General features: G+C 32.0%; 13 protein-coding genes. 4 read left to right on the top strand and 9 right to left on the bottom strand.

Going from position 1 to position 18,521, the window contains the following annotated elements:
- Window positions 1-116: 116 nt before the first annotated feature.
- Together EV214_RS16945 and EV214_RS16940 are read right to left on the bottom strand one after the other, a co-directional pair.
- Entirely contained in the window at window positions 117-4,655 is a 4,539-nt protein-coding gene (locus tag EV214_RS16945) for an NEAT domain-containing protein (protein WP_132247916.1), read from the bottom strand.
- Window positions 4,656-4,842: 187 nt separating this feature from the next.
- Window positions 4,843-5,280: an NEAT domain-containing protein gene (locus EV214_RS16940; RefSeq protein ID WP_132247914.1), complete on the bottom strand. Its 438-nt coding sequence runs from the start codon at window positions 5,278-5,280 to the stop codon at window positions 4,843-4,845.
- A gap of 305 nt (window positions 5,281-5,585) precedes the next feature.
- Between EV214_RS16940 and EV214_RS16935 the strand changes: the two genes are divergently transcribed.
- Window positions 5,586-6,308 (top strand): helix-turn-helix transcriptional regulator, encoded by a 723-nt coding sequence (locus EV214_RS16935; RefSeq protein ID WP_243116707.1) that lies wholly within the window; start codon window positions 5,586-5,588, stop codon window positions 6,306-6,308.
- A 667-nt stretch (window positions 6,309-6,975) separates the two neighbouring features.
- Here EV214_RS16935 and EV214_RS16930 read toward each other — a convergent pair.
- The 4 genes from EV214_RS16930 to EV214_RS18880 form a co-directional block, all read right to left on the bottom strand.
- Complete coding sequence (locus EV214_RS16930) at window positions 6,976-7,164, bottom strand: hypothetical protein (protein ID WP_132247912.1); 189 nt, start codon at window positions 7,162-7,164, stop codon at window positions 6,976-6,978.
- Window positions 7,165-7,288: 124 nt separating this feature from the next.
- The gene (gene dmpI / locus EV214_RS16925) at window positions 7,289-7,489 is read right to left on the bottom strand and encodes a 4-oxalocrotonate tautomerase DmpI (protein ID WP_132247910.1); all 201 of its coding nucleotides are present in this window, start codon (window positions 7,487-7,489) and stop codon (window positions 7,289-7,291) included.
- Window positions 7,490-8,732: 1,243 nt separating this feature from the next.
- Window positions 8,733-9,197, bottom strand: a complete 465-nt coding sequence (locus EV214_RS16910) for a helix-turn-helix transcriptional regulator (protein ID WP_132247904.1) — start codon at window positions 9,195-9,197, stop codon at window positions 8,733-8,735.
- A 634-nt stretch (window positions 9,198-9,831) separates the two neighbouring features.
- Window positions 9,832-9,999, bottom strand: a complete 168-nt coding sequence (locus tag EV214_RS18880) for a hypothetical protein (RefSeq protein WP_165916439.1) — start codon at window positions 9,997-9,999, stop codon at window positions 9,832-9,834.
- Between the two features lie 440 nt (window positions 10,000-10,439).
- Here EV214_RS18880 and EV214_RS16905 point away from each other — a divergent pair, with 440 nt between their 5' ends.
- From EV214_RS16905 to EV214_RS16895, 3 genes are all read left to right on the top strand, one after another.
- Complete coding sequence (locus tag EV214_RS16905; protein WP_132247902.1) at window positions 10,440-11,300, top strand: MerR family transcriptional regulator; 861 nt, start codon at window positions 10,440-10,442, stop codon at window positions 11,298-11,300.
- Between the two features lie 169 nt (window positions 11,301-11,469).
- Window positions 11,470-14,922 (top strand): excinuclease ABC subunit UvrA, encoded by a 3,453-nt coding sequence (gene uvrA, locus EV214_RS16900; RefSeq protein ID WP_132247900.1) that lies wholly within the window; start codon window positions 11,470-11,472, stop codon window positions 14,920-14,922.
- A 12-nt stretch (window positions 14,923-14,934) separates the two neighbouring features.
- The gene (locus EV214_RS16895) at window positions 14,935-16,122 is read left to right on the top strand and encodes an MFS transporter (protein WP_243116706.1); all 1,188 of its coding nucleotides are present in this window, start codon (window positions 14,935-14,937) and stop codon (window positions 16,120-16,122) included.
- 213 nt (window positions 16,123-16,335) lie between these two features.
- Here EV214_RS16895 and EV214_RS16890 read toward each other — a convergent pair whose 3' ends face one another.
- The 3 genes from EV214_RS16890 to EV214_RS16880 all read right to left on the bottom strand — a co-directional run bounded on the left by EV214_RS16890 (window position 16,336) and on the right by EV214_RS16880 (window position 18,084).
- On the bottom strand, window positions 16,336-16,536 hold the full coding sequence (locus tag EV214_RS16890; protein WP_132247898.1) for a DUF6194 family protein: 201 nt from the start codon (window positions 16,534-16,536) through the stop codon (window positions 16,336-16,338).
- Between the two features lie 247 nt (window positions 16,537-16,783).
- A complete protein-coding gene (locus EV214_RS16885; RefSeq protein ID WP_132247896.1) occupies window positions 16,784-17,242 on the bottom strand; it encodes a VOC family protein in 459 nt (152 codons plus the stop codon).
- A gap of 26 nt (window positions 17,243-17,268) precedes the next feature.
- Window positions 17,269-18,084 (bottom strand): helix-turn-helix domain-containing protein, encoded by an 816-nt coding sequence (locus EV214_RS16880; RefSeq protein WP_132247894.1) that lies wholly within the window; start codon window positions 18,082-18,084, stop codon window positions 17,269-17,271.
- Between the last annotated feature and the right edge of the window lie 437 nt (window positions 18,085-18,521).

Below are 18,521 nucleotides of genomic sequence, written 5' to 3'. Positions count from 1 at the left end.
CACAGTGAATTTCTTTAGCGTCTTAACTACTAGCATATAGATAGAGAGATTCCCCATCTATATTGAGACTTCTAATAGAAAGCTTATAAAAGGTCCATCCTATATTTTCAATGCATTTATTTTGTTTGATTGGCTTTTGTAGTTATATCCATCTTTTCTATTGTATCTACGCTCTTTGTAATGACGATTTTTTCTTCTTCTTTAATCCATTTCACATGATGTTTTAAATTTTCTGAGATAAATCGTAGTGGAATAAAAGTTCTATCATTAATGACTTTTGGAGCTACATCCATTTTTATGTTTTTTCCATTGACCTCTGCATCCCTTGAGTCTATGTATAAATGAATTTTCATATCCTCATTACTTAGTAAAATACTTCTTGTTGATTCTTGCCATAAAACCTTTAAGCCTAATGTTTCACAAACACCTCTTAGTGGAACTAACGTTCTATTGTTTTCTAGAACTGGTGCTACATCTAATTTGATGTTTTTGATTTCTCCGCTTTTTACATTAGTTATATTTGGCAAATGGATATATAAGTAGATTTTTTCTTCAATTTTCCTTGCTGTATCCTTTTTTAATCCAACACTAAAGCCTGTATATTGTTCTTTCTTTTCTGTCATGCATATACTAAATCTTATTTTTGCATCTGCATCTGGCACTTCAAACCTAATAGCTGTAATTTTTTCATTACTATTAATTTTTTCATATTTTACATTCATCGAGTTTACATATACTTTAATGTCCTTTATTTCATCTTTGTTTTTTAACATTACTTGCACATAATTTTTCGCGTTTCTTACATCATAGTAAATATTTTCATTAAAGCATTTTTTAACCATAGCTAATAAGTTTTCATCTGTTTTTACTACTTCCATATTCATTTCATACAAACCATCTTCACTTAAATCAACTTCCTTGATGATTTTTCCCTCTAATAGTTTTATATAAATATATATACTTTCATCCGTCTTCTTTTTGAATTTATGTTGTTCCAATAAAACTCTAAAGGTGACTTCTTTATTATCTTCTGGTACTACTTTTGCTTTTAATTTTATAGAAGCATCAAGGTTTGGTATTTCAAATTTAATCATGCTGGCTTTTTTGCCATTGTCATATTCTTTTATAATCTTTGTTTGGTATTCTACGTCGTTTCCATCTACTTTTACTTTCAAGTCTTTTATGTCTTCCTTGTTTTTTATAAATAAGCGTACATATTTTTTATTATCCTTCACTTCTACATCTGCTTTTTTAAGGAAATATGGTTCTACTGTAGATGTTTTCTCTTCATTTTCTTTTAATATTTTTATATCTGCTTCATAGAAGCCATTTACTATATGCTCTAAATCATTGCTTGAATAATTCATATTTTGCGCAACATCACCTAAAAACAGCCTAAACTTTGGTCTGCTTTCTCCCATTCCTTCTGGTACGTACACTCTGAAAATTGTTGCTTTATTGATATCTTCTACCTCAAATTTAATAGTAAGGGTGTCATTTCCAGCATTATAACTTCTATTAGCATCCACAAACTCCCCATTGCTATTTTTATATTTTAACTCCTTTATAAGATTCATTGTAATATACGCGGTACCTTTCCAAACCATTTTTGCTGTAATTTTTCCGTCTTTCACATTAATGGTAGTATTTTTTATAAATGGATTCGTCATAGACTCTTCATTTGAATTTTCTTGTAATGCTAATGCGCAAACATCATACTCTCCATCCTCAAGCACATCTGAATGTGAACCTGGACCTGAAGGATTATCAGTAGTTTCTTCATACATAACAAAGGTTGTAAAATGTGTTGTCCAAACGATTAAGTCACCATTTACATCTAATTTAGCTTCTCCTACATTAGTCTTATCCATAGCATCTTTTGCAGCTCTTGTATTGTTTTGGTTTGCTAAAAGAGTATGCGTAATTTCTACAGGTGCTTTTCCATTTGTTATATAAGCTACTTTCTTACCGGCTTGCCCCGAAAACACTATTTTTACTGGCTGATCAAAAGTTAATGTTCCATTCTCAGAGCCTACTTTTATTGCTGCTGTTTGTATACTATTTTGCTTTGTAATTAGTTTTTCTGTTACAATACTTGGCATTTTTATTGTTTCATCCCAGTTTTTATCCCCTACGATTTTCGTTCCTGCTGTCATTGTTACATTTCCATAATTTGATGTTATTTCTAATTTAGGAAGTATCGCTTCTTTCTTTCCTTCAGTATTTAGTTTTGCTTGTACTTTAATCGTTGCATCTTTTATACTTCCTACTTCTACCGTTACATTCGCTTTTTCCGCCAATTCTTTTGTTATTTTATTGATCACTATTTTTTTCTTTTTATCAGTAATACCTTTAATGTCTTGTTGTAAATGATTCTTATCAATGGTTATTTCTATTTTTTCTTCTAATCCAGCTATAGCTTCTTCTAGTACTTTTGCTGCTTTATATATTTCTTGTACTGTAGCTGTTTTTGTATCAATTGTTTTTGCCGCTTCTAATGCATTTTCATATGTTTTATAGCTTTCTTCTGTGTATTTTTTATTTTTGTCTACAGACACTTTCATTATATCTTGTAATTTTTTTATAGCTTTTTCTTTTTCTGTTTCTTCATATTCTTCTAGTAATTTTAAGGTATTTTTTTGTGGGATCATTCTAAATACTTTTTCATAGAGCCCCATTGGAAGAGCCTGTAAATACATTCTGATTTTTGCATCAATATTTGGAATTTCAAAACGCATTTCACTATCTGTTGGGTGTTTTCCTTCCTCATTTACCATATTTTCATAGGTTTTAATTACTTTTAGATGATGTGGAACGATTTTCCCATTTACTTCTATTTTTATATCATGCATCCAATCGCTTCTTTTTACATTTACGATAAACTCTCTTTTTCCATCCTTCACTTCTATCTTCGCTACATTTATAGGATCAGTTCCTTCTCTTCCTACATATTGTGCTGCCATAGATTCTTCATCATTATCGTCTTTCAAACCTTTTATTTCTAATTTGTATAGTCCACTTTTACTAATATCATCCACCAATACTGGTATTTTATAAAATGTATCCTTATCTAAAACAATCACATGTTTTTTATTTGCAAAGTCCATCTTTATTTCTGAATCTACTTTATTAACCTCAAATTCTATCACAGATACGCCATCTACTTTTTCATAATCAGATGCTACCTCTGTTCCATCAATAAATATTTTTCTAGGCATTACCTTAAATGCTTGTTCAGCTGCTTTTTTTACTTTTAATCTAACATATTTCTTATCTTCCTTTACTACATAAATGGCTTTATCTTCTATCATATTTGGTAATATACTATTTGGTTTTCCATCGTCAAATAACATATCTATATCTACTTCATATTCTCCGTCCTTTGTTACATTTATGTTGGTATTAACCTCTCCTTCTTTTATTTTTAGTTCATCTATTGTTTTTTCTAAATCATCTGCTGCCTTTTTAATTTCTTCTACTTTTGCGGTTTCTTTATTGACTGCTTTTGCATTTTTAAATGCATCCTCATATTTTTTGTAGCTTTCTTCTGTATATTTTTCTTTTTCTATTTCTTTAGCTATTGCTTCTTCTAATCTTCTTACTGCTTTTTCTTTTTCTGTTTCTTTCTCATCATTCTCAATGGCTTTAAATGTATTTTTCCATATTACAATTCTAGTTTCATAAGTTTTACCTGCATATGGTATGCTCATCTTTATTTCTGAATCTACACTTGATACAGGAACCTTGTAATAAGTAGTATTATGCTTTCCGTACTCTCTTATTGTGGAAGTATATTCTGTTTTTTTACCCTCTACATATATTTCCATATCCATTAAAACTCCAGTGGCTATACTTAAATACCCTACTTCAAGATAGTTCTGTTCATCTTCCACTCTATATCTAGCTATAGACCAACTAAAATGTTCTCCAACTTGATCTTCTATCTTATTACTATTTAGTTCCAACCCTCTTACTTGTACTTCATACAATCCTTTTTTGCTAATATCCATATTGCGTTTTGTTGGTATATCTTCAACTCTCATTTTCAGATTTTTTATTTTTATTTCAATAGTTTTTTTATCTTCATTTTTTCTTTTTAACTCTACTTTAATTTTTCTATGGTTATATTCAATCTTTTCGTCGTACTTTATTTTACTATCTGTTGCAAATACAGCATTTTCTTTATAGCTTCTTATAACTTTCATATCATCCTTATCGGCTATTACTTCCTCTTTCCATTCATCATTCTCATCTAAATATTCATTAATTATTTTTATATCTTCTAATAAATCACTTCTTTTTATCCCAAGGGTAATTTCCCTTTTACTCTTTTTCACATCAGAATTTCCACGGTACTCATCACTATATATCTGTCTTGCTCCTAACATCTTCTTAAAATATTTTTGTAGGTCTTCATTCTCGTCATAGCCATCTATTTCGCCTTTGAGATCTTTATCCCAGGAAACACAAGGCAGTCCATCATAATATTCGCCTTCTAGATATACTTCTCCATAAACGGTTTTAGCTACCGTCTCTTCTTGACTACTTGATCCACCTTCACCAAACGCAACTCTTGCTGTTTGTGGAACTAATCCTATTATAAGCGTCATGATCAATAGCATACTCATGCTCTTACTCATTTTTTTTAAAACCATTCATCCGCTCCCCCTTTTTTTTGCTAATGTTTGAATTTTATTTGCTCAAAAATAAGTTTAAACAGCTATGTAGATAACTATTTAAACTTATTCTTATAAATAGTTTAAAACTTAATATTTTATTTTTTTAAATAAAAACATTATTCATTCCTTGGTTACTTCTTATTGAGTTTTTTATATTACATAATTAATATGGATGTACAATAAACTCAACTGCTGGATGGAAAAATCCTAAATTTAATTTCATAGATACTTCAATATCTGTTTGTGTATCTGGTACTTCAAATGAAAATCCATCTGTTCCATTTTTTTTAGGAGTAGTAGGAATTTGATCCCCCATACCAGCTATTGAAACTTTAATATCTTCCATTTTACTTGCAAAACTAGAAAATGTTAATGTCATTGTGCTAATTCCATTTTTTGTAACTATATCTGCTTGATCATTTAAGTAACCATCTGCCATAGATAAATCTCCACTGCCATCTACTTTATAGGCTTTTACATTTACTGTTTCTGTAGCAGCATCTGCTACTATAGGAGCTATTCCTCCAACCATCATTAGAACTGCCATCATAGCAATCATAATATTCTTTGTATATTTTTTTATTTTCTTATTTGAAAACATAAAACCACTCCTTTTTGTATTTTTTTTATTTTTCTTTCTTTTGTTGCTTTGAAACAAATAGTGATCATTTTTTTCCAAGGAATGAATAACATGATCAACTTACTCCTTTACATTTTGGCTATTACCCTAAATCTACTATTATTTTTTATTTGACAAATTCATAGTAATAAGGAATAATATATAACATGTAATTGGTATTGATTATCATTGTTATAAAGTATTTTATATCATTATTAATAGATGGACTTCATCATATTTGTTTTTTTATAACCATATATTACTTATTTTTAGGGAGGTGTATTTATTTGAAAATCATAAATGATATTATTTCTGATTTCTATAACTGCTGCAGTCTACCAATATTAGCAATAGATATTGATTTTAATGAGATTTGTAAGATAGGCTATGCTCCTATAATCCAAAAAATATTTAATCATTGTACGGTTTATAAAGATATCCATTTTAATTCTGATGATTTGCTTAGCTGTAATTTAAGCTATGTAAATGATATTCATTTCGTAGTGGTTTCCATATCTAGATTTGATAAATATAAAGGCTATTTCATCATAGGACCTTTTAACTGTGAAAAAAATGACACTCATTGTATTCCCTTTAAACCAAAGAGTTGCATAGAATATCTGCCTGCTATCCTATTGAATATTTCTGATAGTAAATTTAGTAAGGGAATGAGTAGCTTGAAATTTAGTCTACATGTAAAAAAAGCTATCCAATACATACATACAAATTATACCGACTGCATCAATTTAGATAATTTATGCAATGATTTATCTATCAATAAAAGCTACTTTTGTAAAGTGTTTAAGAAAGAAACTGGCTTTACTTTTTCTAATTTCCTAAATAATTATAGAGTTGAAAAAAGCAAATATTTGCTTGAAAATACGGATTTACTTCTTCTAGATATAGCCATATCTGTTGGCTTTAATACACAAAATTATTACTCTATTGTGTTTAAGCGATTTATAAAAAAGACTCCATTAGAGTATAGAAATAGTATTTCTATACAATGATTTACAATTAGAACCATCTGAATAGCAGGTGGTTTTTTTGAAACTTGATTTATTCAATCAGATGCATTAGATTTCTATTTCACATAAGAAACCCGAGTGGAATGTATTATTAATTCATTCCACTCGGGTTTATCATTTTAATTCTTCATATCTACTTTTAAGCAATTCGCAAAGCAATGCAAATTTCAAGCTCCGCAGGGTCGGGACTACTGCTTTGTACTCCTCAGGACATTCCTCAAAATATTTAATCAGCAGTTCTTTTTGCTCATTTACAATGCTGTTTGTCTTGTCGAGCTCCACTGCCAAAAGCAGGTTGTCAAAATCACTAGCTTCATAAAAATAATGCATGGCTGCAAGATATTTGTGAAAATGTTGTGAATTTGATAAGTCTTGGAACTAATATCATAATTTATAAAAGCGTTTATTCTGGTAATTTTGACTAAATACTTCTTTGCATTTTCATTCCCCCACATATGTACTGCCTGCGCCTCGGTAACCTTAATACTGATTCCGCACAGTTTGTAATATTTTATGATTTCATTCGGCATAAGCTCAAAGGTTTCCTTTGTAATGTGGTATAGATAACCCTTGAGAAAAAGCTCTTCCATGCTTGGGAGATCAATAAAACGAGTAGTTAAGACAATATGGAGATGATTAATTTCATTTACTACGAGAAACTCAATAAAAGTCCTATATCAGTACCGTTTAGCAAATGGTACTCATCAATCACGATCACAGTTTTTTGCAGCAGTTCGATATCTGCAATAAGCTTCAATGCTTCCTGAAAGGATACTTTATCATTTGGGAATCCTAGCTCTACAAGGTTATTGACAAGTTTTCCATCTAATTCACCCAACAAAAAACAAAACCTGTGTTACATTAAGACAACGCATTTTGATGATAGTGCTACTATAGTCTCCACGTGCCTTGTGGCGATGATAATCATGTCTTATGAATCTGGTATTCCCTTAGAGAATCCCTTATTTTCTATAGCCTGCTTTAATTTTATCAATTGTTTTTCCTCCAATACCTATATTACTATCAGAAAGTTCTTTTATTGTAACTAAGAAAAACTCGCTTGGAACATTGGTAATTTCGGAGGCAACCTTAGTCATTTTTTTAATCAGTTCCTCTTTCTGTTCTATTGTTAAACTTCCACTCTCGATTGTTATTAATGGCATAATAATTTTTCCTTCCTTTGATTGCATTTTGATTTTATATTTATTTGTGTTCCAAAAGCGTAATCTATTCTGTCTGCATTGTCGCGGTTATAATAATGTCCCCTAAAGCGGGTAAGCCCCTTGGTGTAAGAGTTATATTATTGATGCTTTTCCAAAATATTAAATACATTGCTGTCCTCATTACTCAAGCTGTTAAGTAACGTATATCCTAATTCCCATTAAAACCAATAGGACAACCGATATTGGCTTAAAGCGCAAAAAAGATTCATCTAAATCTCTAATCAAACTCAGAAGATATTTTATATTCGCTAAATTATTTATTTGGGTACTTGAGACACTGTAATTATCAACAAAATAGGTCTCCCTTCCTGATAATACAAAAGACAACATAATTGTCACTAGTGTCAATATAACGAATAGCCAAAATAAAAGAATTACACCCAGTAAATACCATACTGTTTATTCTTTCTATTCACATAAAATCTCCATATAATGTAATTACCACAACAATATTGAGAGGAGTATTTTATGTGGATAATAATATTTTAACCAATACAATGATAAATTTCAACGATATTGAAAAGTAAAAAGAAAATTAATCACAACTTTATACTTATTCTAAAAATAACTTTGAAGCACTAATAAAGTATACAGATAAATTAGGTGATAATTTACCGAAGGCAGCATACGAAATGTTTTACCAAATAGAATGAAAAATAATGGTATAAGTTGGTCTATAAAAGGAGCCGAACATCCAAGAAAATTGTTATGTCTGAAACATTCGAAAAAAAATATGCATTTGCAGCAAGCACAGCATTCTTTCCGGCATGAGGATCTGCACAAGTATTTCCATTATATGTTATATTGTACCGTCTATTGTCTAAAAAATCTTTAACTCCATAGAGTATACCCCTTGATTTCAATGGAACTCCGTTATACATTTGGAATATCGTGGGATATCACCGCCCTATACGATTGCAAATTCATACTAGATAAGTTTTGGGTTAAGGTATCTATGCCTATTTTTAATTCCTTATGCCATTTTAGGATTACATTTTAAATAATTAGATACCTGTTTTAACCTCAAAATGAATTTTACTAGAAGATTGAACTTATCTAAACACAATGTTCCCAAACTTTTGAAAACGGTACACATGTATCTGTTTTTCAAAGTTCATCTAAACCTAATTGAAAATTCATCACTATTGAGGTAAGTTATGCTTATTTTGTTTAACAGTTAAATCTAGTTTTCACTTTTATCAATTATATATCTGTCTAATTTTGCTCTGCAATACCAACCTATGCAAATCATTGCTATTCCAATAACACTAACCACTGTTCTTCTTATAGAATCTGGAGAATATAAAGCAGACAGCAAGATACCTGTTCCCGCTCCACCAAAAAAGTCACTAGCTCTCTTTTCTCGCCGAATTAACTTTTCTCGATTTAGAGAAGAAATTATATTGCTATCAGCCTTTTTTCGGAAATCTTCATCACTAATTCTTTCTCCACTTAGAAATTCATTAATACTGATTTCAAGTTCTTCACACAAGGATTGCATTAAGGATATATCTGGCATATAGTTTCCATTTTCCCATCGAGAAATAGTTTTGTTTGTCACTCCAAGCCTTGCACCAAGCTCTGCCTGTGTCATTTCTTTTTCTTTTCGGACCTCAGCTATAAATCCCCCAATTTTTTCTTGATTCAAAATGATCCCTCCTTTTCTGTAAAAATAGTAGCATACTCAGATGATTTTGTCTTCCCCATAAATAGCGAATGCTTGTTTTTAGGTTTCTGCTTCACTGTGGAATTTTTCATTTTTATTTGAGTATGGGGTGTTATCTCTAAAAATACACTTAAATTTTAAGGTATTAAAAAAACTGTACATTAGAATAAATTGCCTTGGGTGTTTGTCATCATTCCAATCATAAATCTCACCAAAATTCTTTGACATTTACACTTGTCAGCAGAGTATGTTTACAAGCCACTGATTTAAGGTATAAATATACCACCATGATAGCAGATAATTTTTTTGCACCGTATGTCATGATTATTTCTTTTTTCTACTAATTCAAATAAGAGGAGTTATAATATTCATATCCCAACGCTCTTCTATAACGTTATTTCCGCATGCCGGATTTTCCTGTGTATGGGTTATTTTGAATCCTTTGCTTTTATAGATGTGTCTTGCTGTTTTTAGTTTAATTATAGTTTCAAGGAGAAAAAAATCTTGATTTCACCGTTTTAGCATCAGATTTAGCAATTTCAACACTTCTGAGTCTGCATCCGTCCACTTCTACAATCAGTATACATTCTTTTCTTGTATCAAAATGTTCTATACATTAATGTACTACCATATTTACATCGTTGACAAAGGCTGAAGATAAACCATATTCAACTGGATATAAAATCTGATGTCTCAAAATCAAATACGCCACGTCATCTTCAACAAAATTGCAGATGATAATTGGATACAATCTTTCTGAGATTTTGTTCTTTATAATGTTCATGGCTTCCAAGACTCTAAATAACTCTTCATGCCCTAAATATTCAAACTGCTTTGCAATTTGTTCATCTGATTTTTATTAAGTTTTTCAATGATACCTAAACCCTTTTCGGTAAGAGCAATATAATAAACCCGATTATCCTGCTTCGATTGTACCTTAGTAATCAGCTGCCTTTCTCCGATTTAATAAAGCTATTATATAAGTAGTTAAGAATGCAATTACTTATGAATACAGTAACGGTTTAGCACAGGGTAGTGTAAATAAATTAAAAGTAATAAACCGAATTATGTATACCGGTAATAATTTTGATATGCTACGTACAAAAGTACTACTGCTTGAGAAAATACATGAAATCATCTAAATTTGGAAAAAACCCAGGCTATTTCCTAATTACTTGAAGTATCATTAAAGTTTATGTATACTGAAAATAAGGAGGTGAATTCATGCTTAATATAGGAAATTTTTCAAAATTGACGCATGTTTCAGTTCGCATGCTTCGTTATTATGATGAACACGGCTTATTAAAGCCTAATCATATAGATAAGCATTCAGGATATCGCATGTATTCTGTCAAACAGGTACCTGATTTACAAAAAATAGTTTTATTACGTGATTTGAATTTTTCAGTTGCTAATATCAGTGAATTACTTAAAAATTGGAACGATCGTTTTCTCATTGAACAATTAAATAATAAAATCCACGAAACAGAACAGAATATACACTTGGAGAATGAACGAATTAATAGAATCAGAGCTGCAATCAGCGATATACATAAAGACCAAATTGATATTCATTACAATGTTACAATTAAATCTATACCAAGCTATAATATCGTTTCATTTCGAAAAAAAATACCAGAGTATTCTTATGAGGGAAATTTATGGTATGAACTGATCGATTTTATAAATAGAGAACATCTTGATATTGAAAGACACAGTTATAACAACATCACCATATATCACGACGAAGGACATGTTGATACTGACGTTGATGTTGAAGTAGCTTTTGTTGTAAAAAAGCTTTCCAACAACATTGACCATTTTATATTTCGCGAATTGGAAAGTGTTAATAAGATGGCTTGCATGATGGTGTATGGTTCTTATGAAAAATTGACCGCTGCTTACCAAAGTTTTATCTATTGGTTGGATGCACACAGTCAATATGAAATGAACGGATTAAGCCGTCAAGTTACTATAATAGGCAAAACAGATACTTCAGATCCGAATGATTATTTGACGGAAATTCAAATTCCAGTACAAATAGCACAAAAAAAAACAGTACCATATTCTAAGGACGTTCTATAATGAACGTTCTTTTTATGTTAAAGTAGCTCGTTTTTAATTGCCTTATAGACTATTAAAACTACAAACTATTCTTCTTATGTGACATTTTAAATTTATTTAGTCATCACTAATCACCTCTTGACACTGACACCGTGTGAGGGTTTAACATCAAATTAGAGGAGGAATTAAAATGACAAAAAATAATTATAACGTAGGTTATTACGTACAACAAAGTGTAATTACTGACCCAAAGCAATATACGAAAGAATTAAATGTACTTCCAGACAATCCAAAACAACTTCTAAATATCGTTCAGGGGCTTGTCATACATGGTGATCTTGGCAAGTTATATGGTGTTAATTTTAGCAAACATCAATCTGACGAAGAATTGCTTCGTACGGTACCTCAAATGCTGGAAGCTATTTTTCGACTTGATCATAGTTCTTTGAAGGATGCACGTGAACCCAAACAACGTCTTGTGGGTATGTGTAGAGACTACGCCCTACTTCTAATCTCTTTTATGCGACACAAAAAAATTCCAGCTCGGCTTAGAGTCGGATTTGCCAACTATTTTGATAGTGATTTAATGTTTGAGGATCACTGGGTAGCAGAGTATTATGACATTGAACAAGACCGTTGGATTCGTGTAGATGCACAGATTGATGAGATTCAAAAGAAATATTATGACATTACCTTTGGTACCTCTGATATGAGCACAAACCCCAACTTTCTTCTTGCAGGAGAGGCATGGATAAAAAGCAGATTAGGTGAACGCCACCCCGAAGATTTTGGCTACAATAAAAACTGGAAAGGTTGGCACTCTGTCAAAGGAAATTTGTTACATGACTTCAATTGCCTGCAGGGATTGGAACTGTTGCCGTGGGATTTATGGACAGAGTTTAGTACGAAAAAATTCAGTCAACTCTCTCAAATCGAAAAGCAGCTTCTTGACGAAATGGCAGACCTTACCTCAAATTGTAACGCTTCGATTGATGAATTTAAAAACCTGCTTGACCGTTTTCCAGCTGAATATTTACAATCAATTCGTTCTAAACTCGTTATTTTAGATGTAATTAGACAATCAAATATGATTGATCCAAATTTGTTAGGTAATAAATTTCAAATAGAAGATACTCAAAAGCAAGAGGAATCGATTATTTCTGATGCCATATCAACTATACCGAATCAAATACTTCTGAAAGGCGGTCGACAGAACAACCTTAAAGATGTTAGCGTTGCTATTCCTAAATTGAAGCTAACCGTAATTACCGGAGTGAGTGGCAGTGGAAAGTCCTCATTGGCTTTTGACACAATCTATGCAGAGGGTAAACGACGTTATCTTGACAATTTGTCGAGTGCCGCAAGAATGCAGGATCAGACTGAAAAACCAGAATTTGATTCTTTACAAGGGCTCACTCCTACCATCGCAATCGAACAAAAGAAAGGTAGCCAAAATCCCCGTTCTACAGTAGGTACTTTAACAGGTATACTTGATTATTTGAGAATGTTATATGTAGCAATAGGGATTTCACATTGCCCTTATTGTGGAAAACCTTTAGTAAAAAAAGGTAAAAATAAAAATGGTTGTCCAAGTTGTAATCTTCTTTTCTCATCCCTCACTACATCCTCATTTAATCCCAATACCCATAATGGAGCCTGTCATGATTGTAACGGTCTTGGATTTATGTACAAAATAAATCCCGATGCAATCATAATGAATGACAAGTTATCTGTTTTAGACGGAGCTACTCACTGGTGGGGTAAATTAAGAAGGAAAAAAGTTACTGGTAACTGGTGGGTAGGAGAACTTTATGCGGTTGCAAAGCATATGAAAGTAGATCTAAATCTACCGTGGAAAAGTCTACCTGAAGACTTTAAAAAAGCAATACTTTATGGAACAGGCGATAAAATTTATAACTTTACCTACAATTCTCGTGGCAGAGAAACTGTTATTTCACGACCTGCGGCAGGAGCCTTTTCTCATATTCTCCGTCTATTTAGAGAAGCAAAGACAGATAACAATACTTACAAACAGTACATGAATGAAATCCCGTGTCCGACATGTAATCAAGAACTACTTTGTATAGAAGCCAGATATACAACTGTCTTAGGATGGAGACTGCCTGAATTGACAAAAATGCCGATTGAAAAACTAAACAATTGGTTTGCAATCATAGCAAATAATTTGCCTGAAATACCAAAAGAGAAAACTAAAGATATTTTTCCAGAAATTAAAATACGAATTGCAAATTTATTACAGGTTGGACTGTCTTATCTCACCCTAGACAGAACAGCTCCAACACTATCTGGAGGAGAACTTCAAAGAGTTCGACTTTCTAGTCAATTAGGCAGTGACCTTGTGGGGTTAACCTATATTCTGGATGAACCATCTATAGGACTACATCCTAGTGACCATCACCTAATGATAGACACTATGAAAAAGCTTCGTGATAAGGGAAATACCGTCATAGTTGTTGAACACGACAAAGATACAATGCTCTCAGCTGATTATATAATTGATATAGGTCCCGGTGCAGGCGTTCATGGGGGCAAAATTATTGCATCTGGCGATGTTACTGATATCATTAATAATCCATTATCATTAACAGGCAAATATTTAAAAAACACTGACCTTCAGCCATTACCCGAATTGCCAAAACCTAAACAATGGCTTACTCTATCAGGCTGTACAGGAAATAATCTTAAAAATATAACTGTCGACTTTCCGCTACACACAATGTGCTGTGTTACTGGAATGAGTGGCTCAGGAAAAAGCACGCTAGTATTTGAGACGCTTATACCTGCATTGAATGAAGCCATAAATAAGAGGCACATCGTAAATCGGAATTTCAAACATTTAGATGGCTTTGAAGAAATTGATGGTTTCATTCATATGGATCAAACCCCTATTGGTAAATCAACTCGTTCTACGCCAGTTACCTATATAGGTGCTTTTGATGAAATACGTAAAATATTTGCATCACAACAGGATGCTCAGGAGCTTGGTCTGAATGAAAAGTATTTTAGCTTTAATTCCAAAGAAGGACAATGTCCAACCTGCGAGGGACAGGGACAGATCAAAGTTGCTTTTCAATACATGGCTGATCACTTTGTTACCTGTACAGATTGCAAGGGGAAACGATATAAAAGTCAAGTGCTAGAAGTAACATATAAGAATAAAAATATTGCTGATATCTTAAATATGGACGTATCTGAAGCTAAAATATTTTGGACAGATAACAAAGAAATTTTTAGTAAGTTATCAGTATTAGAAGATGTTGGTCTGCCCTATATAAAATTAGGACAAAATACAACAACTTTTAGTGGTGGTGAGTCACAACGATTAAAGTTAGCAAAGGAACTGAGTTGCAAACAAAAAAAGCATATGCTCTATATTCTGGATGAGCCAACCACCGGTCTGCATTTCAGTGATATTGAAAAACTGATCATTATTTTCAAAAAGCTGGTTACCTCCAATCACACGGTGCTAATCATTGAACATAACACAGATATTATCCGATCATCCGACTGGGTTATTGATATAGGACCGAAAGGTGGTGCCTTTGGTGGAACTCTAGTTGCTGCTGGTAGACCAAAAGATTTGAGAACCAACACCAAAAGCATCACAGGAAAATATATTTAAGGAGGCTACAATGTGCAAAAAAAAACTACGCCTGACAATTGGCGTTTTAAGTTATTCGCCTATATGTCAAGTCAAGGAGTGTCGCTGCTTGGTTCCACTATCGTTTCATTTGCGGTTATGTGGTATATTACATTGAAAACAGGATCAGGAATTGCAATCGCCGGAGTCACAATCACTACCTATTTACCGCAAGCACTAGTCCTGTTATTTGGCGGTGTTTTGGCAGACCGATATTCACCTAAAAAAATTGTAATGCTATCAGATTCTGCGATTGCCCTGTCTACGCTTGTTTTAGCTGTACTCTTTTTACTTGGCATTGATAATATTGGCTGGATATTCTTTTTTAACTGCTTGCGATCATTTGGATGTGGAATTCAGATGCCTGCCATTAAAAGCATGTTGCCTCTAATCGTTCCTGAAAAAGAATTAATGCGGGCAAACAGTATATCCACAAGTATTTGGTGTGTTATTCAGCTTATTTCCCCTGGTATAAGCGGTATTGTTATGAGCTTTATGTCAATGTCCAGTGTGTTCTTTATTGACGTAATTACTGCTGTGATAGGGGTTTCCCTACTCTCCACCATTTCTATGCCAGCACGAAAAAGTAGTGCAGAAAAATATAAGCCAATAGAGGAATTAAAATCTGGAATACGCTATATCCTCTCCAATCGCTCGTTGAAAAACAGTATTCTGTTTTATAGTATTTTTTCTTTTTTGGTTATACCTGCATCACAACTAACTCCCCTTTTAGCCTTGCAAACATTTGGAAATAAAATCTGGATATTGAGTACAATCGAAACATCTTTTTCAATTGGTGCACTGTTAGTAAGTCTATTTTTATCCTATAAAGCATTGTCAACTGCACCTTTCAAACTAATAGGTTTCTCTGCAACGCTATTCGGGTTAGTAATGATACTGCTGATTCCAAGCAAAAATATTATTCTGTTCGTTATGCTCATGTTTATAATGGGCATAGGGAGTCCATTATACTACACTCCATTAACAACACATATTCAAGAAATTACTGATGAAGCATATCTTGGACGCACATTTTCTTTTGTGGAATTATTTTCATCAGTAGCTACACCTTTTGGAATGCTAATATTTGGTCCTCTTTCAAAGTTAAGTATTGTTATACCGTTTTTAATTCCTGGAATTCTTTTAATTTTACTTGGTCTAAAATCCAAAAAAATCTCATAAAACATTGGATTCATAATAATTAAATTGCAAAGTTCCTAAATGTAATTGTAATATCAAGTTGAGGTTCCCTAGACACGTCAAGGGTCAGGGTTTACCTTATTATTTGAAGCGTTTGTTATCCCTACACAATTTTTTGCCTTACTCCAGACAAACGCACCTGCAGAGAATAAAAAAATGGCGCCTGCAATTCTTCATACCGCATTGGGTCTGAATTTATATATCTTTGTTGACTTCGGTATGTACCACTGGCACGAGGAGTAAAATTTCTATAGTGGGGTGAGGAATAATCTTATCTAATTCACTAAAATCATAATCCATATCAACAATGTCACCTGCCGCTGGACGTTTTGGAATTTCGCCAAGAAGTTCTTTAAATATTTGGGCGCGTAATTGTGTTTTTAATATAGCATACACTTGGTATTTACAGCCATGCTCGCACACACGATATATATTCAAATCCTAACCATAAGGAATTTTCCTTTTCAATTTATTTAGAGCATTCTCTTATATTATTTGTTTATAGTTTATTGCACTAATGATTTCACCTGCTTTATAACATAATAATTAATCTCTTCTGATTCTATTAATATAACATTATCATACATCTATAACAAAAATCCAAATCTTTTTAATGATTCGGATTTTTGTTATGAAATATACCCTATAAGCATTTCTTAACAAAATCAATAGGAAACATTGTACGTTCTGCGGTTTCCTCAACTGATAGTCCTTGTTTCAAAAAACGCTTTATAACACTTTCTATGCTTTCCGCAACTTCAATAATATGCATATCTGGATCGTATAGCCGAATACTTCTTTGGCCCCAAGCATATTCTTTGATGTCATGTAAAAACTCTATACTGCTTATATTTTTTAACTGCAAGTTCCAATTATCTAAATCTGTTACTTCAAAATACAATTGAAAATTATGTGCTTTTTGTAATATATCATTTTCACTTAATCCAATCAATTTAGAATAATCCTGTTGTATCGAAAACCCACCTTCAAAGGTAACATGTTCACCCATATCAAAAACAATTTTTTGTTCAAGGACATTTACATAAAATGCTTTTGACACATCAACATCTTTAACCGTCAAAAGAGATCCTCCATATTCCATAAAACCACCTCCAGTATTAGTGTATCTTATGGTTTGAATATTGAATTGGAAAAATCGGACATGTTTTTTAAATATTGCGTAGGTGGCACTCCACATATCTCCTTGAAGTCGTTTATAAAATGAGATTGGTCATAATAACCTGCTTGTTGTGATATCAAAGTACAGCTACTTTTTAAATTTTTCATCTGCCCTATCGCATTATTTATTCTCACAATTCTTGAGAACAATTTTACGTTCATTCCGATATATTGATAAAAAAGTCTATTCAAATGCCTTTCACTGTAATGCTCTGAAAATGATAATTCTTTTATATGTAAAAAACCATTATTATTATGTATTTTTCTTATCAATCCTAACATGGTATTTATTTGGTAAACATCAGCCATATGAGAAAGAAAAGTCGCATTCAGTCCATTTACCAAATCATTAACATCAATAGCTTTTTCAATTATATTGCAAAGCGAAGTATTTAGGGACTTATTAACTGCCTCCAAATCAATTCTTATATCAGTAAATTCTTTTTGATTGACGCCCGTAAATTGATATAGTCCACATGGTTTCAATTCAACTAATAATAGAAAATTATAATTATTAGCTTCACTCCCAATTACATTTATTTTTGAAGAAGCCCCCCATAATTCACTCTTTATACTTTTTCCGTCATAAGCAAAAGAAAAGGTTCCACTTGCATCTGGAATAATCGTGTATTTTTCAGAAAGCATATTTTTTTCGGGGAATAGAATATTATAGGTTGATATATAAGGATTTAATACTTCATGTGGTGAAATATATACATTGCACTGTGTAGTTAAAAACTTATTATCAGATCTATTAATCAGCATATTCTTTACCTCTTCGAAGTAATTGAGAAGACTTCCTAATAGAATATGTTTTTAATCTATCCATTATTTTAATCCTCACTTTTTATTGTTCTAGTTATCATTATAATACACCACTTTACAAGTAATTGATTGTTCGTTTCCATAAAATAACAAAATCAGATACCTTAATCCTAGGAATACTAATTTTACAAGAACCAAACCCCTAGGAGGCATCTGATATGATTAGTATTTCCAATAATTCAATAAAACAAACTATATACACGTACTTTTTTCAATATCGAACAGTATTCCACAAAAGAAGTTTTAACACTTTCATTTGGTTAATATCAGGTATTCTTTGCTTTGAGGAAATTCGTTCCATTAAGTTTGTATATGATTATTTTATTTGCAAGTATTCTTGTTGTTCTTTGAACTCTTTCTATTACTTTTTATCCTAT

The sequence above is a fragment of the Marinisporobacter balticus genome, assembly GCF_004345705.1.
In the GTDB taxonomy this organism is placed as follows: domain Bacteria; phylum Bacillota; class Clostridia; order Peptostreptococcales; family Thermotaleaceae; genus Marinisporobacter; species Marinisporobacter balticus.
This window is presented reverse-complemented; position numbering and strand designations above follow the sequence as displayed.